Genomic DNA, 21291 nt, shown 5'->3' with positions numbered 1-21291 from the left:
AGGACGTCATGAAGCGCATCTATTTCCTGCTGCCCGGTATCGACACCGCACGCAGCTTCGTCAACGACATGCTGGTCGCGCGCATTCCGGAGCGGCACATCCACGTGCTCGCGCGTCGCGGAACACCGCTGGAGGAACTGCCGGAAGCCAGCATGCTGCAGAAGTCGGATTTCTCGCCGGCGGCGCAGCGCGGTCTGGCGCTCGGTGGCGGGGTGGCCATCCTGGGCGCGCTGATCGGGCTGGCACTGTCGCCGGGCGCAGCCATGATGGCCGGCGGCGTGCTGCTGGCATCCGGTCTGGGCGGCGCCGGAGCGGGCGCCTGGGTCGGCGGCATGGTGGGGCTGACCGCGGCCAACTCGCATCTGAAGGCGTTCGCGAACGCAATCGAACAGGGCCAGATGCTGGTCATGCTGGACCTGCCGCGGACCCGCGTCGACGAAATCAGCGCGCGGGCGCACAGCCTGCATCCGCTGGCGATGCCGCAGGGCGCGGATCCGGACATTCCGGTCTTTCCCTGAGCCGGCTGCGCCGGACGACCGCGAAAAAAAAGCCGGGCCACCGGGCCCGGCTTTCTGCCTTGGAGAAGGCGACTTACTTCTCCATGATCTTCTTCAGGTTTTCGAGGCCGCTCTTGTACACGCCGGTCACGGCGGTCAGCGCGGCTTCGTCGTCCTCACCCTTCGGGGGGTCGTTGTTCATGTACTTGCGGTAGAAGGCGCCGCGCCACTCGACCACCGAGGTACCGCCGTCACCCGGCTTCACCGTGAGGTTGGAGCTGTAGTTGGTCACCGGCAGCGCACCGCCGTCCTTGGCACGGTAGGAGAACTTCTTGGCCGCAGGGTCGATGGATTCCAGCGTCTCGACCAGCTCGCCGCCACCCTTGAGCTTCAGCGTACGCACCGAACCGGCATTGCTGCCGTTGGTGGCGGTGCTGCTTTCCACCGCCGGGTGCCAGCTCTGCAACTGGGTGAAGTCGCTCACCTTGGCCCACACCGCGTCGGGGCTGGCCTTGATGGTGATGGTTTCGAAGGCCTTCTGGCGGGTGGGGCCGTGGGCATGGGCGACCGATGCGGCCAGCGACACGGCCAGCATCATGATGAACGCCGAAACAAAGCGCATGGGGTGACTCTCCTCGTTGTCAGAGTGGTGCGGCGAACCGCCCGGGAATTGAAAAGGCTTGAAACGATAGCGGCAACGGCGACCCCGATCAACGGGCTGCCGGCCGGTGGATGAAGCGACCGAATCCGCGCGGGTTGCGCCCGAGTTCGATGCTGCCCAGCGACTGCCCGGTCCGCGCGTCGTACACGCCGACCAGATCGTCCATCCAGCTCACGACCAGCAGTTTATCGCCGGCCACCGCCACGCCCTCGGGATAAACGACCGATGGCCAGGTCGCGATGACGCGGCGTGCAGCGGTGTCGATCACCGACACGCTGTCGCCCTTCTGGTTGGTGACATAGGCGCGGGCGCCATCTTCCGAAAAGGCGATGCCATACGGCGCCTTGCCCACCGGCAGCGTCGCGACCACGCGTGCCTGCGCGGTATCGACCACGCTCACGTCGTCGCTCCACACGTTCAGCGCATACAGCGTGCGGCCGTCGGGCGACAGTTCGAGCGCGAACGGATGGCTGCCGACCGCGATCGACGCGGTCTGCTTCATCGTTTGAAGGTCCAGCACGCCGACCGCGTTGTCATCCCGGTTGGCGACATAGACGGTACGGCTGTCCGGTGCGGCCACCAGACCGGCCGGCGCATTGCCGACCTCGATCTCGCCCAGCGCGGCGAGGCCGGCGGCGTCGAACACCAGCACGCGGTGCGAGAACCAGTCGGCCACCAGCACGCGGCGCCCGTCCGGCGTGACGGTGATGCCGACCGGGCTGCGACCGGCCTTCATCTCACCGGCCACGGTGCGGGTGGCGAGATCGATGGCGGTGACGCTGGCGCTGTCCGGACTGCTGATGAAGGCGCGGCCCGCCGCTTCGCTGACCCACACGCCGGCCGGCGATTTGCCTGCGGGCAGACGGGCAACGATGGCCGAAGCCTCGACATCGACCACCGTCACTTCGTGCGAGCCCTGGTTCGTGATGTAGGCCAGCGGCCCGGCCTGTGCCGCGGCGCAGACCAGCGCGCCCATCACTCCCGTTGCGCCGGCCAGCCAGCGGGACAGCCGCCGCACCATGCCCGCCGCCCGCCTCATCCGAGGAACAGCTTGTAGGCGGGGTTGGCGGTTTCTTCGGTGTAGTCGTAACCCAGCGCATCGAGGAAGCGCTGCAGCGCTTCGGCATGACCCGGCGGCACCTGCATGCCCACCAGCACCCGGCCGTAGTCGGCACCATGATTGCGGTAGTGGAACAGGCTGATGTTCCAGTCGCGGCTCATGGCATCGAGGAATTTCATCAGAGCGCCCGGGCGCTCCGGAAATTCGAAGCGGAACACCTGCTCGTGGCCGACGTCCGGGCTGCGGCCACCGACCATATAGCGCACGTGCAGCTTGGCCATTTCGTCGTCGGTCAGGTCCAGCGCCGGATAGCCGTTGGCCGCCAGATGACCGACCAGTTCGGCCGCCTCGGCACGGCCGGACACCTGCACGCCGACGAAGGCATGCGCTTCCTTCGCGTCCTTGTAGCGGTAGTTCAGTTCAGTGATGTTGCGCCGGCCAAACAGCGACACCAGTTCGCGATAGGCGCCCGGCCGCTCCGGCAGCGTCACCGCCAGCACCGCTTCGCGCGATTCGCCGATCTCCGCGCGCTCCGCGACGAAGCGCAGGCGGTCGAAATTCATGTTGGCGCCGCTGGCCACCGCGACCAGGGTCTTGCCCTTCACGTTGTTGCGCGCCGCCCAGGCCTTGGCGCCGGCCACCGCCAGCGCGCCCGCCGGCTCCAGGATGGAGCGGGTGTCCTCGAACACGTCCTTGATCGCGGCGCAGATGGCGTCGGTATCGACCAGCACCATTTCATCCACGTACTGCTGCGCCAGCCGGAAGGTTTCCTCGCCCACCAGCTTGACCGCGGCGCCGTCGGCGAACAGCCCGACACTGTCGAGCTGTATGCGCTTGCCGGCGGCCAGCGAACGCGCCATCGCGTCGGCGTCCGACGCCTCGACGCCGATGATGCGGGTGTTCGGGCGCAGCCGCTTGATGTAGGCCGCGACACCGGCGATCAGACCGCCACCGCCGACGCAGCAGAACACCGCGTCGATCGGCTTCGGATGCTGACGCAGGATTTCGACGCCTATGGTGCCCTGACCGGCGATCACGTCCGGATCGTCGAAGGGGTGCACGAAGGTGAGCCCCTGTTCCGCCTCCAGCTTGCGCGCGTGGGCATAGGCCTCGTCATAGGATTCGCCGGCCAGCACCACCTCGCCGCCGCGCGCCGCCACCGCGTCCACCTTGATGCGCGGCGTCGTGGTGGGCATCACGATGACCGCCCGGCAGCCCACCTTGGCCGCCGACAGCGCCACGCCCTGGGCGTGATTGCCGGCCGACGCGCAGATGACGCCGCGCGCGCGGGCTTCGTCCGACAGCTGGGCGATCTTGTTGTAGGCGCCGCGCAGCTTGAACGAAAACACCGGCTGCATGTCCTCGCGCTTGAACAGCACGGTGTTGCCGATGCGCCGCGACAGGTTGGGCGCAGCGTCCAGCGGCGTTTCGACCGCAACGTCGTACACTTGCGCGTTGAGGATTCTTTCGAGGTAGTCGGTTTGCATGATGGGTACGGAATGCGGCCCGCAGCGGCGCGGGTCTGGCCGCTGCGCAAGCCTGCAAGCCTAGCAGCGCGCGCGCGCCGTGGGCAAATGGCGGTCGCCGGCCGGTGTTGAGCATGGACTTCATGCCGGGCGCCGACGCCAGCCTGGCCGGGCTCGCGGCCGCCAGCTTCCTGTCGGCGACCATGCTGCCCGGCGGTTCGGAGGCGGTGCTGCTGGCGGTGCTGCTCGCACATCCGGAACAGCGCGACATCGCGCTGCTGCTGGCCACCGTCGGCAACACTGCCGGCGGCATGGTGAGCTACGCGATGGGCCGCTTCATCCCGCGCAAGGAACTGCCGGGCCGGCTGGCGCTGGTGCAGCGGCACGGCGCGCCGGCGCTGCTGCTCTCATGGGTGCCGCTGATCGGTGACGCGCTGTGCATCGCCGCCGGCTGGCTGCGGCTGCCGCCGCTGCGCAGCGCCTTCATGATGGCGCTGGGCAAGGGTGCCCGCTACGTTGTGATTGCAGGACTGGTGGCATGACCCGACCGCCCCGCCCGGCCTCGCCGCACACCACCCACCTCGCGCGCAATCTGGCGCTGCTGTGGACGCTGCTGATTGCCTACGCCAGCCTGCACCCGATGGGACCGGTGCGCGACGCCGGCGGCGACCTGTTCGGTTTCCTGCTCGCCCCCTGGCCGCGCTACTGGACACGTTTCGACGTGATCGCCAACGCGCTGGGCTATCTGCCGCTCGGCTTCCTGGCGGTGGCGGCGCTGACCCCGGGCCAGCGCCGCGCGGCGGCATTCGGCACGGCGGTGCTGCTGTCCTGCGGGCTGTCGGTGTCAATGGAAGTGCTGCAGCACTTCCTGCCCAGCCGGGTACCGTCCAATCTGGATGTCGCCTCCAATACCGTCGGCGGCGCGTTCGGCGCGCTGCTGGGCCTGCGCTGGGGAGCCCTGCTCGGCCACGGCGGCCTGCTGGCGCGCTGGCGCACGCGGCGCATCGTGCGCGGCCACATCGGCGAATTCGCGCTGCTGCTGCTGTTCCTGTGGTGGCTGGCGCAGATCGACCCGGACACGCCGCTGTTCGGCCTGGGCGACCTGCGCGGCCTGTTCGGGCTGGAGGCGCCGGTCGATTTCACCGAGCGGCGCTACCGCGCGGTCGAGATCGGCGCCTGCGTGTGCGCCATGGTGAGCGTGGGCGTGATCGGCTGGCACACGATGCGGGCGCGCAGTCTGTGGCTGCTGGGCAGCACCTTCGGCATCGCGCTGGCGGTGAAGGCCGGCTCGGGCGCGGTACTGGTGCCGGACGGCGGCGCCTGGCTGTGGATGACGCCGGGCGCGCTGGCCGGACTGGCGGCCGGCGCACTGGCGCTGCGGGTTGCGCTGTGGCTGCCGCTGTCGCTGCGCTTCGGCGTCGCCGCGCTGGCGCTGCTGGCCGGCGTGGCCCTGGTCAATCTGGCGCCGGACAACCCCTACCCGTCGGCTGTGTCGGACGCCTGGAGGGCCGGACACTTCTTCAATTTCAGCGGCCTGACCCGGCTCACGTCGGCGCTGTGGCCGTATTTCGCGCTGCCCTACCTGATGGCTTTGCAACTGAAGGAAAGCCGGGGCCGCCACGCTGCGCACGATCACCGATAATCACGCTTTCTCCGGAACCGCACCTCATGAGTCACTTCAAGCACCACGTATTCTTCTGCTGCAACCAGCGCGCCGAAGGCGAACAGTGCTGCGCCACGCTCGGCGCCTCCGCGCTGCGCGACTACGCGAAGCAGCGGGTCAAGGCGCTGGGCCTGTCCGGCGAGGGCAAGACCCGGGTGAACATGGCCGGCTGCCTGGACCGCTGCGACCAGGGCCCGGTCATGGTCATCTACCCGGAAGCGGTCTGGTACACCTATGTCGACCGCGAGGACATCGACGAAATCATTTCCGAACACCTGCAGCACGGCCGCGTGGTCGAGCGGCTGAAGGTCTGATGAATACGCGCATCCAGTCCGACCGCACGGTCATCGCCGGCCCGGTCGGCGGCATCGAGGTGCTGGCCGAGCAGCCGGACCATGCGCCGCGCGCGCTGGCGCTGATCGGCCATCCGCACCCGCTGTTCGGCGGCACCATGGAAAACAAGGTGGTGGTGACCGTGGCGCGCGCGCTGCGCGAGCTGGGCTGCGTCACGCTGCGCTCGCAGTTCCGCGGTGTCGGCGCCACCGAAGGCACGCACGACGAAGGCCACGGCGAAACCGACGACCAGCTGGCGGTCATCGAACACGGCCTGAATGCTTACGGCGACCTGCCGGTCATCGTCGCCGGCTTTTCCTTCGGCGCCTTCGTCGCCACCCGCGTGGCCGACCGGCTGGCCGAGGACGGCCGCCCGGTGGCCGGCATGGTGCTGGTCGGCCTGGCCGCCGGCAGTGTCGAGGGCATCCGCCATTACGAGCCGGGCCCGGTGCGCGAGGACGCGCTGGTGATCCACGGCGAGCGCGATCAGGTCGTGCCGCTGGCGAACGTGCTCGCGTGGTCGGCGCCGCAGAACCTGCCGGTGGCGGTGCTGGGCGATACCGGGCATTTCTTCCACGGCAAGCTGCATGTGCTGCGCCTGCTGATCGAACGCTGGTGGCGCGCCACCGCACCGGCCGGGCAATGAGCGCCGATCTGCCCGGCGTGCTGCTGGTCATGACCACGCTGCCCAACGCAGACACCGCGGCGCGCATCGCGCGCGCGCTGGTCGAAGGCGGCCACGCCGCCTGCGTCAGCATCGGCGCACCGGTGCGCTCGGTCTACGTCTGGCAGGGCGCGCTGGAGGACGCCAGCGAAGTGCCGCTGGCGATCAAGACCACCGCCAACGCCTACGACGCGCTGGAAGCGGCGCTGCGCGCGCTTCATCCGTACGAACTGCCGGAAATCATCGCGCTGCCGGTGACGCGCGGTCTGCCGGCCTATCTGCAGTGGGTGGACGCCGGCTGCGGCGGAGCAGGCCGGTCATGCTGATGCGCATCCTGCTGGTCTGGCTGGCACTGCTGGCCAGCCCGGCCCTGCGTGCCGGCCCGGAACTGCTGCCGCTGGAACAGGCGTTCAGGCTGTCCGCCCGGGTGATCGACCGCAACACGGTCGAAGTGCGCTTCGACATCGCCGACGGCTATTACCTGTACCGCGACAAGTTCGGCTTCGCGGCCGAACAGGCGGTGCTCGGCGTGCCGGACATCCCGCCGGGCAGCCGCAAGCAGGACGAAATTTTCGGCGAAGTCGAGGTGCACCGCGACAGCCTGCCGGTGCGGCTGCCGCTGACCGCCGCCGGCGGCAGCCCGGTCACGCTCAAGGTCAGCTCCCAGGGCTGTGCCGATGCCGGCGTGTGCTATCCGCCGACCGAACAGACGGTCAGGCTGGATCCGGCGCGGCCGGGCGAGCGGGTGTGGGCCGCCAGCGACCCGGAAGGACACGGGCTGCTGGACCGGCTGCGGGCGCAGACAGCAGGCCCTTCCAGCGAGACGCCGCGCGCTGCCTCGAAAGCCGACGCCGGCGTGGCAACGACCGCCGACGACGGCTCGTTCGCCCGCCGCCTGCTTGAGGAAGGCCACCCCGCCTGGGTGGTCGCCTGCTTTTTCGGCTTCGGCCTGCTGCTGTGCTTCACCCCCTGCGTGCTGCCCATGGTGCCCATCCTGTCCGGCATCATCGTCGGCCACGGCGCGCAGGTGACACGCGGACGCGCGCTCACGCTGTCGACCGCCTACGTGCTGGGCATGGCGGTGACCTATGCCGCGGTCGGCGTGGCGGCCGGGCTGTCCGGCACGCTGCTGTCGGCCGCGCTGCAGAACGCCTGGGTACTGGGCGGCTTCGCGCTGCTGTTCGTCGCGCTGGCGCTGTCCATGTTCGGCCTGTACGAACTGCAGCTGCCGACCGCACTGCAGTCGCGGCTGTCCGACAGCGCAAATCACCGCCGCGGCTCGGTCGGCGGGCTGGTCGCGATGGGCGCGCTGTCGGCGCTCATCGTCGGTCCCTGCGTCGCCGCGCCGCTGGCCGGCGCCCTGCTCTATATCGCGCAGACCGGCAATGCCGCGCTCGGCGGGCTGGCGCTGTTCGCCATGGCGCTGGGCATGGGCACGCCACTGATCGCGGTCGGTGTCGCCTCGCGTTCGCTGCTGCCGCATACCGGCCCGTGGATGGAGGGCGTGAAGCGCTTCTTCGGCGTGCTGCTGCTGGCCACCGCGATCTGGATCGCACAGCCGGTACTGCCCGGCCTGCTGGTCATGCTGGCCTGGGCCGCGCTGCTGATCGGCGCCAGCATGCATCTGCACGCGCTCGACCCGCTGCCGGCGCACGCGAAGGGGTGGCAGCGCCTGTGGAAGGGCGTGGGCGTGATCGCGCTGCTGGCCGGCGCCAGCATCCTGATCGGTGCCGCCGCCGGCTCGCGCGATCCGCTGCAGCCGCTTTCGGTGCTGCGCAGCGGCGCCGCGGCCGAAGCCGGGCCGGCTTTCGAGCCGGTGCGCAGCGTGGCCGAACTGGACGCCCGGCTGGCGGCCAGCACCGGCCCGGTCATGCTGGACATCTACGCCGACTGGTGCGTGAGCTGCCGGGAAATGGAGCGCGACACCTTCGCCCATCCGGCCGTGCGCGCGAAACTGGCCGGTTTCACGCTGCTGAAAGCCGACGTGACCGGCAACGACCCGGCAGATCAGGCACTGCTCCAGCGTTTCGGCCTGTACGGACCGCCGGGTACGCTGTTCTTCAGCGCTGGCCAGGAGGTCGAATCGGCGCGTACTGTGGGTTTTGTGCCGCCGGAGCGCTTCGTTGCGACGCTGGACCGCATCGCGGCCGTCAGCAGCGCCCGCTGATCGCGTAAAATCCTGCTTCCTTTCCCCGCATCGACCTTCCCATGTTTTCCGGCATCGTGGCCGCCGTCGGCCGCATCACCCGCATCGACCCGCTTGAACAGGGCGTCCGCCTGACCGTGGACACCGCCGGCCTGGGCCTGGACGACGTCGCGCTCGGTGACTCGATCGCCCACAACGGCGTGTGCCTGACGGTAATCGGCATGGACGGCCGCAACGCACAGTTCGACGTGTCGAAGGAAACGCTGGACTGCACCGTCGGCCTGGACGCGCCCGGCGAAGTGAATCTGGAAAAGGCGCTGCGCCTGTCCGACCGCCTCGGCGGTCATCTGGTCAGCGGCCACGTCGATGGCGTGGGCACGGTGCGCCGCTTCGAGCGCATCGGCGAATCGCACGAACTGGTCATCGTCGCGCCGCCGGCGCTGGGTCGCTACATCGCCCGCAAGGGCTCGATCACGATTCAGGGCGTGAGCCTCACCGTGAATCGCGTGACCGACGTCGACGACGGCTGTGAATTCTCGATCAACCTGATTCCGCACACGGTACAGGTCACCACGCTCGGCAGCCTGAAGGCAGGCAGCCGGGTCAATCTTGAAATCGACCTCATCGCCCGCTACGCCGAGCGCATGATGTCTGCAGAGGGCACACACAAATGAGCGCACTGGCGCCGGTCAAGGACATCATCGCCGACATCAAGGCAGGCCGCATGGTCATCCTGGTCGACGAGGAAGATCGCGAGAACGAGGGCGACGTGGTACTCGCCGCCGAGTTCGTGACCCCCGAGGCCATCAATTTCATGGTGAAGCACTGCCGCGGTCTGGTCTGCCTGACGCTGACCGAAGAGCGCTGCGCCCAACTGGGCCTGAAGCAGATGGTGCGCGACAACCGCACCCCGCACGGCACCGCCTTCACCGCATCGATCGAGGCCGCCACCGGCGTCACCACCGGCATTTCGGCCCACGACCGCGCCCGCACCATCCAGGTCGCGGTTGCCCGCAACGCCAAGCCGGAAGACATCGTGATGCCCGGCCACATCTTCCCGCTGCAGGCGCAGAAGGGCGGCGTGCTGATCCGCGCCGGTCACACCGAAGCCGGCTGCGACCTGGCCCAGCTGGCCGGGCTGGAACCCGCAGGCGTGATCTGCGAAATCCTGAAGGACGACGGCACCATGGCGCGCCTGCCGGACCTGATCGAATTCGCCGCCGAACACGGGCTGAAGATCGGTGCCATCCGCGACCTGATCGCCTACCGCGCCGCCAACGAGGCACTGGTGCGCGAAGTGTCGAGGCGCGAAGTGAGCAATGCCTACGGCCGCTTCACGCTGCACGGCTTCGAGGACACCACGACCGGTGAAATCCATCTCGCGCTGGTGAAGGGCGACATCACGCCGGACACCGAAACGCTGGTGCGGGTGCACGAGCCGATTTCGGTGCTCGACTTCCTGGACGCCGACAGCGACCGCCACAGCTTCAGCATCGACCGCGCGATGCAGCGGATCAACGAAGCCGGCAGCGGCGTCATCGTCATGCTGCGCCGGACCGAAACCGACGCCAGCCTGCGCACCCTGCTGACTGACCCGACGACTGCGCCGGCGGTACGCTGGGACGCGCGTACCTTCGGCGTCGGCGCGCAGATCCTGCGCTCGCTGAACGTGCGCAAGATGCGTCTGCTCGCCAGCCCGCGCAAGATTCCCAGCATGGCCGGCTTCGATCTCGAACTGACCGGCTACCTGCAAGACTGAGATGCTGGCCCCCACGCTCACTCCGTTCGCTGCACCCGAGGGGGCAGAGCCCATCCCTGGGGCGGCCCGGCGGATGGCGCGGCGCCCTCATCCAGCGCAATGAACAACTGACACGGACATCGACATGCCCCGCTTCAACGACATCCCCGAAATCGAGGAAAACCTCGACGGCAAAGGCCTGCGGGTCGCGATCGCGACCGCACGCTTCAACCCGGACATCGGCAACGGCCTGCTGTCGGCCTGCTGCGACGAACTGCGCAAGCTGGGCGTGGCGCCAGCCGATACGCTGATCGTGACCGTGCCCGGCGCGCTGGAACTGCCGCTGGTGCTGCAGCGCCTGGCGCTGTCCGGCAAGTACGATGCGCTGGTGGCACTCGGCGCGGTCATCCGCGGCGAGACCTACCACTTCGAGATCGTGTCGAACGAAATGGCGCGCGGCGTGGCGGACATCCAGCTCAAGACCGGCGTGCCGATCGCCAACGGCGTGCTGACCACCGAAAACGATGATCAGGCGATCGCCCGCATGCACGAGAAGGGCAGCGACTGTGCCCGTGCCGCGGTCGAAATGGCCCGCCTGCTCGCCACGCTGACTGAATGACCATGGACGCCAAACCCGACGCCCCGCGCAAGTCCGGCCGCCGCCTCGCCCGCGAATACGCGGTGCAGGGCATCTACCAGTCGCTGCTGTCCGGCAACGACGCACCGGCCATCGACGCCCACCTCAGCGAGGACCCCGGGTTTTCCAAGGTTGACCGCAAGCTGTTCCGCCAGCTGCTGAATGGCGCGCTGGATAACGCCGAGACGCTGCGCGGCCATTTTTCCGGCCTGATCGACCGCAAGATCGACGAACTGTCGCCGGTCGAGCATGCCATCCTGCTGGTGGCCACCTACGAACTGGCGCACATGATCGAAACGCCCTACCGGGTGGTGATCAACGAAGCGATCGAACTGACCAAGGAATTCGGCGGCGCCGACGGCCACAAGTTCGTCAATGGCGTGCTGGACAAGCTCGCGCCGGTGCTGCGCGCAGTCGAGGTCGAAGCGGCGCGCAACCGCCCGCGCGGCTGAGTCCGAACGCCTCCACAGCGATGCGTGCGGTGTGCGCCGCGGGCGCTTCAGACAGCTTTGACGCGCCGGCCGGGGCATCCGCATGAGCGCCCCGCAGCACACCGCCGCGCCCAGCCCGGAGTTCGATCTCATCCGCCGTCACTTCGTGCGGCCGATGCGCGCCGCCGCGCTCGGCCCGGGTGACGACTGCGCGCTGGTGTCCCCGTCGCCAGGCCACGAACTGGCGGTCACCAGCGACATGCTGGTCGCCGGCACCCACTTCCTGCCGGACACCGACCCGCGCCGGCTGGGCTGGAAAACGCTGGCGGTCAATCTGTCCGACGTCGCCGCGATGGGCGCGACGCCGCGCTGGGTCACGCTCGCGCTGTCGCTGCCCGGCTTAGACCACGACTGGCTGGCCGCCTTCGCCGCCGGCTTTTTCGACTGTGCCGACACCTTCGGCGTGGACCTGATCGGCGGCGACACCACCCGTGGCCCGCTCAATCTGTGCGTCACCGCCTTCGGCGAGGTGGCCTGCGGCCGTGCCGTACGGCGGGGCGGTGCGCAGGCCGGCGACCGCATCTGGGTGTCCGGCCAGCCCGGCCGGGCGGCACTCGGTCTGGCCGAACTGCTGGGCCGGCTCACGCTGGCGCCCGCGGCGCGCGCCGACTGCATCACCGCACTCGAACAGCCGCAGCCGCGGGTGGCGCTGGGCGCGGCGTTAAAAGGCCTCGCATCCGCGATGATCGACGTGTCCGACGGCCTGCTGGCCGATCTCGGCCACATCGCCACCGCCAGCAAGGTGTCGGCGGTGGTCGAGGACGCCGCGCTGCCCTGGACTGCGCTCGACGCCGCCTGCAGCGACCGCGCCGCGGTGCGCGACGCGCTGCTGGCCGGGGGCGACGATTACGAACTTCTGTTCTGCGCACCGCCCGCCGCCGACGCGGCGCTGGCCGCGCTGTCCGCCCGTCTCGGGCTGGCGCTGACCCGCATCGGCCACATCGAGGCCGGCCAAGGCGTCCAGCTGGTCGATGCCAGCGGCCGGTCAATGCCGGTGGCGCGTCGCGGCTACGACCATTTTTCCTGATCCGGCAGCCCGCCTGCGCACATGAAAACCAGAACACCCTATCCCGGCCCCAGCTTCCTGATCCACCCGGCCCACATGCTGGCCTGCGGCTTCGGCAGCGGACTGATCCCCTTCGCGTCCGGCACCTGGGGCACGCTGGCGGCGTGGCCGCTCTACCTGCTGATCAAGCCCTCGTTCTCCGACGGCGCGTTCGCGCTCTTCCTGCTGGTCGCTTTCGCGCTGGGCTCGGCCTGCTGCCAGCGCGTCGGGCGGGTACTGGGCGTGGCGGACCACGGTGCCATCGTGTGGGACGAAATCGTCGCCTTCTGGCTGGTGCTGTGGGTCACGCCGGTCGGCTTCTGGTGGCAGCTGCTGGCCTTCTTCGCCTTCCGCTTCTTCGACATCTTCAAACCGCCGCCGGCGCGCTGGGTCGATGTGAACATGAAGCACGGCTTCGGCGTCATGCTGGACGACGTGATCGCCGCGGTCTTTGCCGCGGTGTCGATCGCGATCGCCTGGCGGCTCTACAGCGCCCTGTTCTGACGAGAGAGGATGGCGATGGACGCGGAACTGCAGCGGCTGTCGGTGGACGCGGGGGCTGCGCTGAAGGCGGCAGGCGCGGTGCTGGCCACCGCGGAATCGTGCACCGGCGGCTGGGTAGCTGAAATCGTCACCGCCACCGCCGGCAGTTCGGCCTGGTTCGACTGCGGCTTCGTCACCTATTCCAACGCCGCCAAGCAGCGGATGCTGGGGGTCGCCGACGCCACGCTGAAGGCGCATGGCGCGGTCAGCGAACCGGTGGCGCTGGAGATGGCGCGCGGTGCGCTCGCGCATTCGGACGCGACGGCCGCGCTGTCGATCACCGGCATTGCCGGTCCGGGTGGCGCAGTACCCGGCAAGCCGGTGGGCACCGTGTGCTTCGGCTGGGCGCTGGCCGATGGCCGGATACGCAGCGAAACCCGGCATTTCGACGGTGACCGCGAAGCGGTTCGCCGACAATCCGCATGTCATACACTGGCTGTGCTCCTGGCTTTGCTGGGCGCGACGCCGCAAGACCCCGTGGCAAGAACTGTGCCATAATCGACCGCATTCAGACGAAAGGATTACGCATGGACGACAGCAAGGCCAAGGCGCTCGCCGCAGCGCTGGCGCAGATCGAGAAGCAGTTCGGCAAGGGCTCGATCATGCGCATGAGCGACGGCCAGCTCGAGAACGACATCCAGGCGGTATCGACCGGCTCGCTCGGGCTGGATATCGCACTCGGCATCGGCGGTCTGCCGCGCGGCCGGGTGATCGAGATCTACGGCCCGGAATCGTCCGGCAAGACCACGCTCACGCTGCAGGTGATCGCCGAGATGCAGAAGCTGGGCGGCACCGCGGCCTTCATCGACGCCGAACACGCGCTCGACGTGCAGTACGCCGGCAAGCTGGGCGTCAACGTGAGCGACCTGCTCATTTCGCAGCCGGACACCGGCGAACAGGCGCTTGAAATCGCCGACATGCTGGTGCGCTCGGGCGGCGTCGACATCATCGTCATCGACTCGGTCGCCGCGCTGACGCCGAAGGCCGAAATCGAGGGCGAAATGGGCGATTCGCTGCCCGGCCTGCAGGCCCGCCTGATGAGCCAGGCGCTGCGCAAGCTGACCGCCAACATCAAGCGCACCAACACGCTGGTCATCTTCATCAACCAGATCCGGATGAAGATCGGCGTCATGTTCGGCAACCCGGAAACCACCACCGGCGGCAACGCGCTGAAGTTCTACGCCTCGGTCCGCCTGGACATCCGCCGTACCGGCGCGATCAAGAAGGGCGAAGAGGTGGTGGGCTCGGAAACCCGTGTCAAGGTGGTGAAGAACAAGGTGGCGCCGCCGTTCAAGCAGGCCGAGTTCGACATCCTTTACGGCGAGGGCATTTCGCGCGAAGGCGAAATCATCGAGCTGGGCGTGCTGCACAAGTTCATCGAGAAATCCGGCGCCTGGTATTCGTACAACGGCGACCGCATCGGTCAGGGCAAGGACAACGTGCGCGAGTTCCTGCGCGCCAATCCGGCCATGGCCCGCGAGATCGAGAACAAGGTCCGGGTCGCCTGCGCCATGCCCGAACTGGCGGTGATCGCCGCCGACAGCAAGGCGGACGCTGCGTGAACGACGCGCTGCGCGAGAAGGCATTGCGCCTGCTCGCGCGGCGCGACCACAGCCGCGCCGAACTGGCGCGCAAGCTGCGCGATGACGGCGACGATGAAGCGATCGCCGCATTGCTGGCCCGGCTGGAGGACAGCGGCCTGCTGTCCGACGCCCGCTTCGCAGGCCAGTTCGTGGCGTCGCGCGCGGCGCGCTTCGGTACCCGCCGGCTGATGCACGACCTGAAGCAGCGCGGCGTGCCGGACAGCGAGGTGGGCGAAGCCCTGGCTTCGGTCGAACAGGACGAGCAGGCCCGCGCCCGCGCGGTGTGGGCCCGGAAATTCGACAGTCGGCCGACGGATGCGAAAAGCTGGGCGAAACAGGCCAGATTTCTGCAGTCACGCGGCTTTTCCGCCGATAGCATTCACAAGGTACTGCGCGAACAGCCCGAACAAGATGAGTGAGAACCGGACCGTCAGCCTGCTCAAGGTCGAGCGGCTGCGCAAGAAATACAAGTCGCGCCCGGTGGTGAAGGACGTGTCCTTCGAAGTCGGCAGTGGAGAAGTGATCGGCCTGCTCGGCCCGAACGGTGCTGGCAAGACCACCTGCTTCTACATGATCGTCGGCCTGGTCAGCGCCGACGGCGGCGAGATACAGCTGGATGGCGAGCGGCTCACCCATCTGCCGATACACCGGCGCGCGCACGCCGGCCTGTCCTATCTGCCGCAGGAAAATTCGGTGTTCCGCAAGCTGGACGTCGAGGAAAACATCCTCGCCATCCTGGAGCTGAACGAGAAGGACGCCGCGCGCCGCAAGGCAAGACTGGACGAACTGCTGGACGAACTGGGCATCGCCCACCTGCGCAAGAGCCCGGCCGCCGCGCTGTCCGGCGGCGAGCGCCGCCGGGTCGAGATCGCCCGTGCGCTGGCCACCTCGCCGCGCTTCATCCTGCTCGACGAACCATTCGCCGGCGTAGACCCGATCGCGGTGATCGACATCCAGAAAACCATCCGCTTCCTGAAGGATCGCGGCATCGGCGTGCTCATCACCGACCACAACGTGCGTGAAACCCTGGGCATCTGCGACCGCGCCTACATCATCAACGCCGGCGAGGTGCTGGCGAGCGGCCGGCCAGAAGAAATCGTGTATAACGAGAGCGTCAGGAAGGTCTATCTCGGCGAGCATTTCCGCCTGTAGACGACGGCCAGAACCGGTAATCATGAAGCAGTCGCTGCAACTCAAACTTTCCCAGCATCTCGCGCTGACGCCGCAGCTGCAGCAGTCCATCCGGCTGCTTCAGCTGTCGACCATCGAGTTCAACCAGGAGATCGAACGCTTCCTGGACGAGAACCCGATGCTGGAGCGCGACGACAGCGAGGCGACGAGCTATCAGCCGCCGCCCGACGGCATGGGCGGCGAGACGCGCGAACGCGAAAGCGGCCCGTCCGAAAACAGCGAGGCGCCCGCGGACAACGGTCCGCAGGACGGCCCGGCCGGCGGTGACATGGACGACTGGTCCGGTGAAAGCGGCAGCTACGGCTCGCGCAGCGGCGGCGATGACGACGACGGCGACTATCAGGACGTGCAGGCCGCCGGCACCTCGCTGCGGGACCACCTGTGCAGCCAGCTCGCACTGTCGCAGATGAGCGAACGCAACCGTTCGCTGATCCGCCTGCTGATCGAAGCGCTGGACGACGACGGCTACCTGAACCAGGAACTGACCGAACTGGTCGATCTGCTGCCGCCGGAAGAGGACATCGACCTCGACGACCTGTCGATCGCACTGCGCCAGCTGCAGAACTTCGATCCGGTCGGTGTCGGTGCGCGCGACCCGCGCGAATGTCTGCTGCTGCAGCTGAATGCGCTGCCGACCGATGCGGTGTCCACGCTGGCGCGCGTCATCATCGACCAGCACATCGACCTGCTGGCCGCCCGCGATTTCGCCAAGATCCGCCGCGCGGTCGGCTGCGACGAGGAACTGCTGCGTGCCGCGCAGTCGCTCATCCGCTCGCTCAATCCGCGCCCGGGCGCACAGTTCGCGCCGATCGACGCCCGCTACATCGTGCCCGACGTGGTGGTGCGCAAGGTGCGCGGCCAATGGACCGCCATGCTCAATCCGGAAGCGATGCCGCGGCTGCGCATCAACCGGCTGTACGCGGAAATCCTGCAGGGCCAGCGCGGCAGCGGCCTGTCCGGCCAGCTTCAGGAAGCCAAGTGGCTGATCAAGAACGTGCAGCAGCGCTTCGACACCATCCTGCGCGTGTCGCAGGCCATCGTCGAACGCCAGCGTCAGTTCTTCGAGTTCGGCGAAGTGGCGATGCGGCCGCTCACGCTGCGCGAGATCGCCGAAACGCTGGAACTGCACGAATCCACCATTTCGCGCGTGACCTCGCAGAAGTACATGGCGACCACGCGCGGCCTGTTCGAACTGAAGTATTTCTTCGGAAGCCATGTGGCGACCGAAAGCGGCGGGGCCTGTTCGGCCACCGCGATCCGCGCGCTCATCCGCCAGTTGGTGGGCGCCGAGGATGCCAAGCGTCCGTTGTCGGACTCGCGCATCGCGGAAATACTGGGCCAGCAGGGCATCGTCGTTGCGCGGCGCACCATCGCCAAGTACCGCGAATCCCTGAACATCCCGCCGGTCAGCGTGCGCAAGGCGATCTGAAACCGATCGCCCCGCATTTTTCGTCCCGTAACGAAAGGAGGCAGCATGAACCTCACCATCACCGGCCATCACCTTGAAGTCACCCCGGCCATCCGCGAGTACATCGAGACCAAGCTCGACCGCGTGATCCGCCACTTTGACCACGTGACCAGCGTTTCCGTGATCCTGTCGGTGGAAAAACTGCGGCAGAAGGCGGAAGTCACGCTGCACGTCCGCGGCAAGGACATCTTCGTCGAAGCCGAAAGCGAAGACATGTACGCCACCCTGGACAACCTGATCGACAAGCTCGATCGCCAGGTGCTCAAGCACAAGGAAAAGACTGGCGACCACTCGCGCGAAGCGCTGAAGCACCAACCGGCGGAGTGAGGCGGATGCGCTGCGAGGCGGGCGTATAATCCCGTTTTTGCTGCAGCGCAATCAACTTCACGGCGCGGTGACCGTTAACAGCGGTACCGCGCCCGCCGCGTGTCCGGAGTCGTTCCAGATGAATCAAGCTCCACGCCTTTCCCGCTCACCGCGTCCTGCGGGTGTGACCTGTCTCCACGAGGCTGCTCCTCGAGTGAAGTCATGACGCTCATCGCCAAGCTGCTGCCGGCGGCCAACATCTGCCTCGGTCTCGAGGCCAGCAGCAAGAAACGCGTATTCGAACAGGCCGGCCTGCTGTTCGAGAACAACCAGGGCATCGCCCGCAGCCAGGTGTTCGACAGCCTGTTCGCCCGCGAGAAGCTCGGTTCCACCGGGCTGGGGCAGGGCGTGGCCATTCCTCACGGTCGCATCAAGGGCCTGAAGGAAGCCATCGGCGGTTTCGTGCGCCTGGAAACACCGGTCGCCTTCGACGCGCCGGACGGCCGCCCGGTCAATCTGCTGTTCGTGCTGCTGGTGCCTGAACAGGCGACCGAACTGCACCTGCAGATCCTGTCCGAACTGGCCCAGATGTTCGCCGACAAGGCTTTCCGCGAACAGCTGCTGCAGGCCACCGAAGTGGCCGCCATCCATACCCTGTTCACTGCCTGGCAGCCTGCGCATGCGGAAGCTCAGCGTCGCGCGGCTGTTTGAGGACAACCGCGACCGCCTGCGCCTGCAGTGGCAGTGCGGAGGCGGTGAAACGCTCATCATCGCCGACCAGACCGGCCTGTCGCCGGCGGATCTGGTCGGCCACCTGAACACCATCCACACCCACCGGATCCAGGTCATCGGCGTGCCGGAAATCCTGTGGGCCGAATCGGTGCCCACCCGCAAGGTCGAGGACATCGTCGAAACCCTGCTGGACGCCCGCCCGCCGGCCTTCATCGTGGCGGACGGCGCCGAGCCGCCCGCCGCCATCCGCGCCGGCTGCGCGAACCGCGGCATCCCGCTGATCACGACCCAGCGCAGCGCCGCGTCGGTGATCGACCAGCTGCGCGCCTATCTGGCCCGGTCGCTGGCCGACCAGACCACGCTGCACGGCGTGTCGATGGACGTGCTGGGCATGGGCGTGCTGATCACCGGAGATTCCGGGGTCGGCAAGAGCGAACTGGCGCTGGAACTCATTTCGCGCGGCCACGGCCTGGTGGCCGACGACTGCGTCGACATTTCGCGCATCGCGCCGAACGTGCTGGAAGGCCGCTGCCCGGAACTGCTGAAGGATTTCCTCGAAGTGCGCGGTCTGGGCGTGCTGAACATCCGCACCGTGTTCGGCGAAACCGCCTGTCGTCGCAAGATGAAGCTGCAGCTGGTGGTGCATCTGCAGAAGCAGGTGAGCGGCCTGCCGGAAGCCACCCGCATGCCGCTGGACAACGAAATGATGGACATCCTCGGCGTGAAGATACGCAAGGTGGTCATCCCGGTAGCGGCCGGCCGCAATCTGGCGGTGCTGGTGGAGGCCGCCGTGCGCACGACCATCCTGAGCTTCCGCGGCATTGATTCCACGCTGGAATTCGTCGAGCGGCAGCGCCGCGCCCTCGGCGGGGAGGACGGCTGACCCGACTGTACATGACGATGACATAGGCATACGATGCGTGCGGCCGCCGACAGGGCGGCTGCACGCGTTCTGTCTTTCCATCCGTCACACAGTCAGGAGGTCAGTCATGCCGCACATCCGCCGTACGTTCGCTCTCGCCCTGATCGGGCTTTCCGTATCCCTTCTTTTCCCCGGCACCGCAAGCGCGGGCGCCCAGCAGGACCGCATGCGCGCCTGCAACAAGGAAGCGAAGGAAAAGACACTGAAAGGCGACGAGCGCAGCAGCTTCATGAGCCAGTGCCTGTCCGCCGGCAAGAGCGTCGACAGCAAGGAAAAGACCGCGCTCGCCGACCGCCGCAAGCAATGCCGCGCGGACGCCCGCGAAAAGGCGCTGAAGGGTGACGAACGCAAGGCCTTCATTGCGGACTGCGTGAAAGCCTGATGCCCGCCTGCCGGCCAGACCCACTGGCCGGCAGGCGTTCGTGCGCTATGCAACACCCGGCGCAGAAGCGCCGGCAGACGCCCTGTCCGGCTTTGCTATAGTCCAGCGGTATTCCAACGCCGGAAAATTCAATGGCGCGCCTGACCTCCACTGCCTGCTGCCTGCGCGCGCTGATCCGCTGTACCGGCACGCTGGTGCTTGCCTTCTCGGTGCAGTCGGCGAGCGCCTTCAGCTTCACCGAGGACGCGCAGAAGGATGCCGCCGAGGACGCCGCTCGCACCGCGGCCGCCAGCGCCGGTCTGGCCGCCCTGCCCCAGCCCTGCCTGGACGAACTGAAGCGGCGCAAGATCATGATCGTGATGGGCGAACGCTCCGGTGAGGGCATCACCGCCGACCAGGCCCGCTACAGCCCGCATTTCAACGCCATCCACAAGCGCCTGCAGAAGCTGGGCATCCGCACGCTGACCCAGCAGGAGATCCGCGCCCAGGTGGCCCAGGCAGAAGTGGATGCCTATTTCCGGAATGACCCGGACGCCGCACTCGCGGCGTCGAAGAAGCTCGGCGCCCAGCTGATCATGCGCGGCCTGATCGAGGCGCGCAGCGGCATGAATCCGGTGCTGCACATTCCGGAAGTGTCGGTCAGCATCGATTACGCACTGCTCACCTCGGGCGGCACCCGTCTGTCCGACGCATCCGCCAGCGCCGAATCCTATTCCGGCAGCGACACGCTGGCGATGGCACGCACGCTGATCGAGGAACAGGCGGACGGCGTTGTGAACCGGCTGCTCGGCGGCTACTGCGCCGCCCGGCCGGCCGCCGATGAAAAGAAGGGCAGCCGCAAAGGCAAATAAGCGCCGCGCAGCATGACCGCGCGGCCGATCAACGGAACGGTACGGTTCCGGAAACTTCAGGGAAAGGGACTTTCATGCAACTGAGCAGACTTCACACGGCCGTGCTGGCCGCCGCCCTCGGCGGCATCGCGACGCTGGCGCACGCCCAGCCCACGTTCGAAAGCGCCTCGCCGACCGCCGGCAGCAGCGTGTCGCAGAAGGCGAACGAAGGTGCCGACAAGGCCATGTACAAGGCCATCGAGTACACCAACAAATCCAAGCCGGGCCCGACCGTGATCGTCGTGCCGGGCGAGATCAAGAGCAATAACGCCACCTTCACCCAGAAGTTCGCCTCGAACAACATCGCCGACTTCGGCGAACTGGAACTGTCGCAGGCCAATTTCAAGGTGCTCGAGCGCTCGGACCTCGGTCCGCTGCTGAACGAGTTCCAGCTCGCCTACTCGATGGGCGACCCGGGTTCGGCCAAGAAGATGCTGCAGAAGGGCAAGCTCAAGACGACCAAGTACGTGGTGAAGTTCGACATCCTGAAGGCCGAGCAGGTCGCCGCCGCCAAGGAAGGCATCAGTGGCCGCGCGATCGGCAACATCATCGGCATTCTCGGCGGCAGCCGTGGCAGCTATGCCGCCGGCGAGGCGGTCGGCTCGGTCGAGACCGGTGCGGCGGCCGGTGTGTGGATCATCGGCATGCGCTACAAGATCATGGACGCCAACACCACCGAACAGCTGGCCCAGGGCTATACCGAAGAGAAGATGGAAGTCGGTGCCAAGGGCTCCTCCATCCTCGGCGTGTCGAGCAGCCAGGAAGGCGGCATCACGCTGGACGGCATGGTTCAGCGCCTGGTGCAGAAGTCGGTCTGGGAAATCGATTCGAAGTACAAGTAAGCGGCCGTGCTGTGCCCGCGTTGCGGGCATG

The 21291-nt window shown here is 67.8% G+C and carries 27 protein-coding genes; 24 read left to right on the top strand and 3 right to left on the bottom strand.

The window, feature by feature from the left end; all coding sequences use genetic code 11:
• Window positions 1–8: 8 nt before the first annotated feature.
• Complete coding sequence (locus tag METUNV1_RS17885) at window positions 9–518, top strand: hypothetical protein (protein ID WP_008064224.1); 510 nt, start codon at window positions 9–11, stop codon at window positions 516–518.
• 73 nt (window positions 519–591) lie between these two features.
• Here the strand turns inward: METUNV1_RS17885 and METUNV1_RS17880 are convergent, their stop codons facing one another.
• From METUNV1_RS17880 to ilvA, 3 genes are all read right to left on the bottom strand, one after another.
• Window positions 592–1119: an SRPBCC family protein gene (locus METUNV1_RS17880; RefSeq protein WP_008064223.1), complete on the bottom strand. Its 528-nt coding sequence runs from the start codon at window positions 1117–1119 to the stop codon at window positions 592–594.
• An 88-nt stretch (window positions 1120–1207) separates the two neighbouring features.
• Window positions 1208–2197: a YVTN family beta-propeller repeat protein gene (locus METUNV1_RS17875; RefSeq protein WP_008064222.1), complete on the bottom strand. Its 990-nt coding sequence runs from the start codon at window positions 2195–2197 to the stop codon at window positions 1208–1210.
• Window positions 2194–3705, bottom strand: coding sequence for a threonine ammonia-lyase, biosynthetic (ilvA, locus tag METUNV1_RS17870; RefSeq protein WP_043360258.1), 1512 nt, complete (start codon window positions 3703–3705; stop codon window positions 2194–2196). Before ilvA ends, METUNV1_RS17875 begins: the two co-directional genes overlap by 4 nt.
• Window positions 3706–3818: 113 nt before the next feature.
• On the opposite strand from ilvA, the gene METUNV1_RS17865 reads away from it, so the two are divergent.
• The 23 genes from METUNV1_RS17865 (at window position 3819) to METUNV1_RS17755 (ending at window position 21260) form a co-directional block, all read left to right on the top strand.
• Complete coding sequence (locus METUNV1_RS17865; RefSeq protein WP_008064220.1) at window positions 3819–4226, top strand: YqaA family protein; 408 nt, start codon at window positions 3819–3821, stop codon at window positions 4224–4226.
• Window positions 4223–5326: a VanZ family protein gene (locus METUNV1_RS17860; protein WP_008064219.1), complete on the top strand. Its 1104-nt coding sequence runs from the start codon at window positions 4223–4225 to the stop codon at window positions 5324–5326. Before METUNV1_RS17865 ends, METUNV1_RS17860 begins: the two co-directional genes overlap by 4 nt.
• 26 nt (window positions 5327–5352) lie before the next feature.
• Window positions 5353–5661: a (2Fe-2S) ferredoxin domain-containing protein gene (locus METUNV1_RS17855; protein WP_008064217.1), complete on the top strand. Its 309-nt coding sequence runs from the start codon at window positions 5353–5355 to the stop codon at window positions 5659–5661.
• On the top strand, window positions 5661–6326 hold the full coding sequence (locus METUNV1_RS17850) for an alpha/beta hydrolase (RefSeq protein ID WP_008064215.1): 666 nt from the start codon (window positions 5661–5663) through the stop codon (window positions 6324–6326). The genes METUNV1_RS17855 and METUNV1_RS17850 overlap by 1 nt, the downstream gene beginning before the upstream one ends.
• The gene (cutA, locus tag METUNV1_RS17845; RefSeq protein ID WP_008064212.1) at window positions 6323–6670 is read left to right on the top strand and encodes a divalent-cation tolerance protein CutA; all 348 of its coding nucleotides are present in this window, start codon (window positions 6323–6325) and stop codon (window positions 6668–6670) included. The genes METUNV1_RS17850 and cutA overlap by 4 nt, the downstream gene beginning before the upstream one ends.
• Window positions 6664–8511 carry a protein-disulfide reductase DsbD gene (gene dsbD, locus METUNV1_RS17840; RefSeq protein ID WP_193374327.1) on the top strand — a complete coding sequence of 616 codons (1848 nt, stop codon included), beginning with the start codon at window positions 6664–6666 and terminating at the stop codon, window positions 8509–8511. The genes cutA and dsbD overlap by 7 nt, the downstream gene beginning before the upstream one ends.
• A 41-nt stretch (window positions 8512–8552) precedes the next feature.
• Window positions 8553–9164, top strand: a complete 612-nt coding sequence (locus tag METUNV1_RS17835) for a riboflavin synthase (RefSeq protein WP_008064210.1) — start codon at window positions 8553–8555, stop codon at window positions 9162–9164.
• A complete protein-coding gene (ribBA, locus tag METUNV1_RS17830; RefSeq protein ID WP_008064209.1) occupies window positions 9161–10249 on the top strand; it encodes a bifunctional 3,4-dihydroxy-2-butanone-4-phosphate synthase/GTP cyclohydrolase II in 1089 nt (362 codons plus the stop codon). Before METUNV1_RS17835 ends, ribBA begins: the two co-directional genes overlap by 4 nt.
• Before the next feature lie 124 nt (window positions 10250–10373).
• A complete protein-coding gene (gene ribH / locus METUNV1_RS17825) occupies window positions 10374–10847 on the top strand; it encodes a 6,7-dimethyl-8-ribityllumazine synthase (RefSeq protein ID WP_008064208.1) in 474 nt (157 codons plus the stop codon).
• Window positions 10844–11317 (top strand): transcription antitermination factor NusB, encoded by a 474-nt coding sequence (nusB, locus tag METUNV1_RS17820; RefSeq protein WP_008064207.1) that lies wholly within the window; start codon window positions 10844–10846, stop codon window positions 11315–11317. Before ribH ends, nusB begins: the two co-directional genes overlap by 4 nt.
• Before the next feature lie 82 nt (window positions 11318–11399).
• On the top strand, window positions 11400–12383 hold the full coding sequence (thiL, locus tag METUNV1_RS17815; protein ID WP_008064206.1) for a thiamine-phosphate kinase: 984 nt from the start codon (window positions 11400–11402) through the stop codon (window positions 12381–12383).
• Between the two features lie 75 nt (window positions 12384–12458).
• Complete coding sequence (locus METUNV1_RS17810; protein ID WP_008064205.1) at window positions 12459–12905, top strand: phosphatidylglycerophosphatase A family protein; 447 nt, start codon at window positions 12459–12461, stop codon at window positions 12903–12905.
• 15 nt (window positions 12906–12920) lie between these two features.
• A complete protein-coding gene (locus METUNV1_RS17805) occupies window positions 12921–13442 on the top strand; it encodes a CinA family protein (RefSeq protein WP_043360257.1) in 522 nt (173 codons plus the stop codon).
• A gap of 29 nt (window positions 13443–13471) precedes the next feature.
• On the top strand, window positions 13472–14506 hold the full coding sequence (recA, locus tag METUNV1_RS17800; protein ID WP_008064203.1) for a recombinase RecA: 1035 nt from the start codon (window positions 13472–13474) through the stop codon (window positions 14504–14506).
• Complete coding sequence (gene recX, locus METUNV1_RS17795; RefSeq protein WP_008064202.1) at window positions 14503–14946, top strand: recombination regulator RecX; 444 nt, start codon at window positions 14503–14505, stop codon at window positions 14944–14946. Before recA ends, recX begins: the two co-directional genes overlap by 4 nt.
• Window positions 14939–15679 carry an LPS export ABC transporter ATP-binding protein gene (gene lptB, locus METUNV1_RS17790; RefSeq protein WP_008064200.1) on the top strand — a complete coding sequence of 247 codons (741 nt, stop codon included), beginning with the start codon at window positions 14939–14941 and terminating at the stop codon, window positions 15677–15679. Before recX ends, lptB begins: the two co-directional genes overlap by 8 nt.
• A 22-nt stretch (window positions 15680–15701) precedes the next feature.
• Window positions 15702–17147, top strand: coding sequence for an RNA polymerase factor sigma-54 (locus METUNV1_RS17785; protein WP_008064194.1), 1446 nt, complete (start codon window positions 15702–15704; stop codon window positions 17145–17147).
• Between the two features lie 45 nt (window positions 17148–17192).
• Window positions 17193–17513 carry a ribosome hibernation-promoting factor, HPF/YfiA family gene (hpf, locus tag METUNV1_RS17780; protein ID WP_008064193.1) on the top strand — a complete coding sequence of 107 codons (321 nt, stop codon included), beginning with the start codon at window positions 17193–17195 and terminating at the stop codon, window positions 17511–17513.
• 201 nt (window positions 17514–17714) lie between these two features.
• The gene (gene ptsN / locus METUNV1_RS17775) at window positions 17715–18203 is read left to right on the top strand and encodes a PTS IIA-like nitrogen regulatory protein PtsN (protein ID WP_008064191.1); all 489 of its coding nucleotides are present in this window, start codon (window positions 17715–17717) and stop codon (window positions 18201–18203) included.
• Window positions 18172–19107, top strand: a complete 936-nt coding sequence (gene hprK, locus METUNV1_RS17770; RefSeq protein WP_008064190.1) for an HPr(Ser) kinase/phosphatase — start codon at window positions 18172–18174, stop codon at window positions 19105–19107. Before ptsN ends, hprK begins: the two co-directional genes overlap by 32 nt.
• Window positions 19108–19213: 106 nt before the next feature.
• Window positions 19214–19528 (top strand): PsiF family protein, encoded by a 315-nt coding sequence (locus METUNV1_RS17765; protein ID WP_008064189.1) that lies wholly within the window; start codon window positions 19214–19216, stop codon window positions 19526–19528.
• A gap of 131 nt (window positions 19529–19659) precedes the next feature.
• Window positions 19660–20379 carry a hypothetical protein gene (locus METUNV1_RS17760; protein WP_008064188.1) on the top strand — a complete coding sequence of 240 codons (720 nt, stop codon included), beginning with the start codon at window positions 19660–19662 and terminating at the stop codon, window positions 20377–20379.
• 74 nt (window positions 20380–20453) lie between these two features.
• Window positions 20454–21260, top strand: coding sequence for a hypothetical protein (locus METUNV1_RS17755; RefSeq protein ID WP_043360256.1), 807 nt, complete (start codon window positions 20454–20456; stop codon window positions 21258–21260).
• The last annotated feature ends 31 nt before the right edge of the window (window positions 21261–21291 follow it).

The sequence above is a fragment of the Methyloversatilis universalis FAM5 genome (assembly GCF_000214035.2).
Lineage (GTDB): Bacteria > Pseudomonadota > Gammaproteobacteria > Burkholderiales > Rhodocyclaceae > Methyloversatilis > Methyloversatilis universalis.
This window is presented reverse-complemented; position numbering and strand designations above follow the sequence as displayed.

Excerpts from the sequence above, each read along its gene's own strand:
- METUNV1_RS17885 (WP_008064224.1), top strand. The coding sequence starts at position 9 with ATGAAGCGCATCTATTTCCTGCTGCCCGGTATCGACACCGCACGCAGC.
- METUNV1_RS17880 (WP_008064223.1), bottom strand. The coding sequence starts at position 1,119 with ATGCGCTTTGTTTCGGCGTTCATCATGATGCTGGCCGTGTCGCTGGCC.
- METUNV1_RS17875 (WP_008064222.1), bottom strand. The coding sequence starts at position 2,197 with ATGAGGCGGGCGGCGGGCATGGTGCGGCGGCTGTCCCGCTGGCTGGCC.
- ilvA (WP_043360258.1), bottom strand. The coding sequence starts at position 3,705 with ATGCAAACCGACTACCTCGAAAGAATCCTCAACGCGCAAGTGTACGAC.
- METUNV1_RS17865 (WP_008064220.1), top strand. The coding sequence starts at position 3,819 with ATGGACTTCATGCCGGGCGCCGACGCCAGCCTGGCCGGGCTCGCGGCC.
- METUNV1_RS17860 (WP_008064219.1), top strand. The coding sequence starts at position 4,223 with ATGACCCGACCGCCCCGCCCGGCCTCGCCGCACACCACCCACCTCGCG.
- METUNV1_RS17855 (WP_008064217.1), top strand. The coding sequence starts at position 5,353 with ATGAGTCACTTCAAGCACCACGTATTCTTCTGCTGCAACCAGCGCGCC.
- METUNV1_RS17850 (WP_008064215.1), top strand. The coding sequence starts at position 5,661 with ATGAATACGCGCATCCAGTCCGACCGCACGGTCATCGCCGGCCCGGTC.
- cutA (WP_008064212.1), top strand. The coding sequence starts at position 6,323 with ATGAGCGCCGATCTGCCCGGCGTGCTGCTGGTCATGACCACGCTGCCC.
- dsbD (WP_193374327.1), top strand. The coding sequence starts at position 6,664 with ATGCTGATGCGCATCCTGCTGGTCTGGCTGGCACTGCTGGCCAGCCCG.
- METUNV1_RS17835 (WP_008064210.1), top strand. The coding sequence starts at position 8,553 with ATGTTTTCCGGCATCGTGGCCGCCGTCGGCCGCATCACCCGCATCGAC.
- ribBA (WP_008064209.1), top strand. The coding sequence starts at position 9,161 with ATGAGCGCACTGGCGCCGGTCAAGGACATCATCGCCGACATCAAGGCA.
- ribH (WP_008064208.1), top strand. The coding sequence starts at position 10,374 with ATGCCCCGCTTCAACGACATCCCCGAAATCGAGGAAAACCTCGACGGC.
- nusB (WP_008064207.1), top strand. The coding sequence starts at position 10,844 with ATGACCATGGACGCCAAACCCGACGCCCCGCGCAAGTCCGGCCGCCGC.
- thiL (WP_008064206.1), top strand. The coding sequence starts at position 11,400 with ATGAGCGCCCCGCAGCACACCGCCGCGCCCAGCCCGGAGTTCGATCTC.
- METUNV1_RS17810 (WP_008064205.1), top strand. The coding sequence starts at position 12,459 with ATGCTGGCCTGCGGCTTCGGCAGCGGACTGATCCCCTTCGCGTCCGGC.
- METUNV1_RS17805 (WP_043360257.1), top strand. The coding sequence starts at position 12,921 with ATGGACGCGGAACTGCAGCGGCTGTCGGTGGACGCGGGGGCTGCGCTG.
- recA (WP_008064203.1), top strand. The coding sequence starts at position 13,472 with ATGGACGACAGCAAGGCCAAGGCGCTCGCCGCAGCGCTGGCGCAGATC.
- lptB (WP_008064200.1), top strand. The coding sequence starts at position 14,939 with ATGAGTGAGAACCGGACCGTCAGCCTGCTCAAGGTCGAGCGGCTGCGC.
- METUNV1_RS17785 (WP_008064194.1), top strand. The coding sequence starts at position 15,702 with ATGAAGCAGTCGCTGCAACTCAAACTTTCCCAGCATCTCGCGCTGACG.
- hpf (WP_008064193.1), top strand. The coding sequence starts at position 17,193 with ATGAACCTCACCATCACCGGCCATCACCTTGAAGTCACCCCGGCCATC.
- ptsN (WP_008064191.1), top strand. The coding sequence starts at position 17,715 with ATGACGCTCATCGCCAAGCTGCTGCCGGCGGCCAACATCTGCCTCGGT.
- hprK (WP_008064190.1), top strand. The coding sequence starts at position 18,172 with ATGCGGAAGCTCAGCGTCGCGCGGCTGTTTGAGGACAACCGCGACCGC.
- METUNV1_RS17765 (WP_008064189.1), top strand. The coding sequence starts at position 19,214 with ATGCCGCACATCCGCCGTACGTTCGCTCTCGCCCTGATCGGGCTTTCC.
- METUNV1_RS17760 (WP_008064188.1), top strand. The coding sequence starts at position 19,660 with ATGGCGCGCCTGACCTCCACTGCCTGCTGCCTGCGCGCGCTGATCCGC.
- METUNV1_RS17755 (WP_043360256.1), top strand. The coding sequence starts at position 20,454 with ATGCAACTGAGCAGACTTCACACGGCCGTGCTGGCCGCCGCCCTCGGC.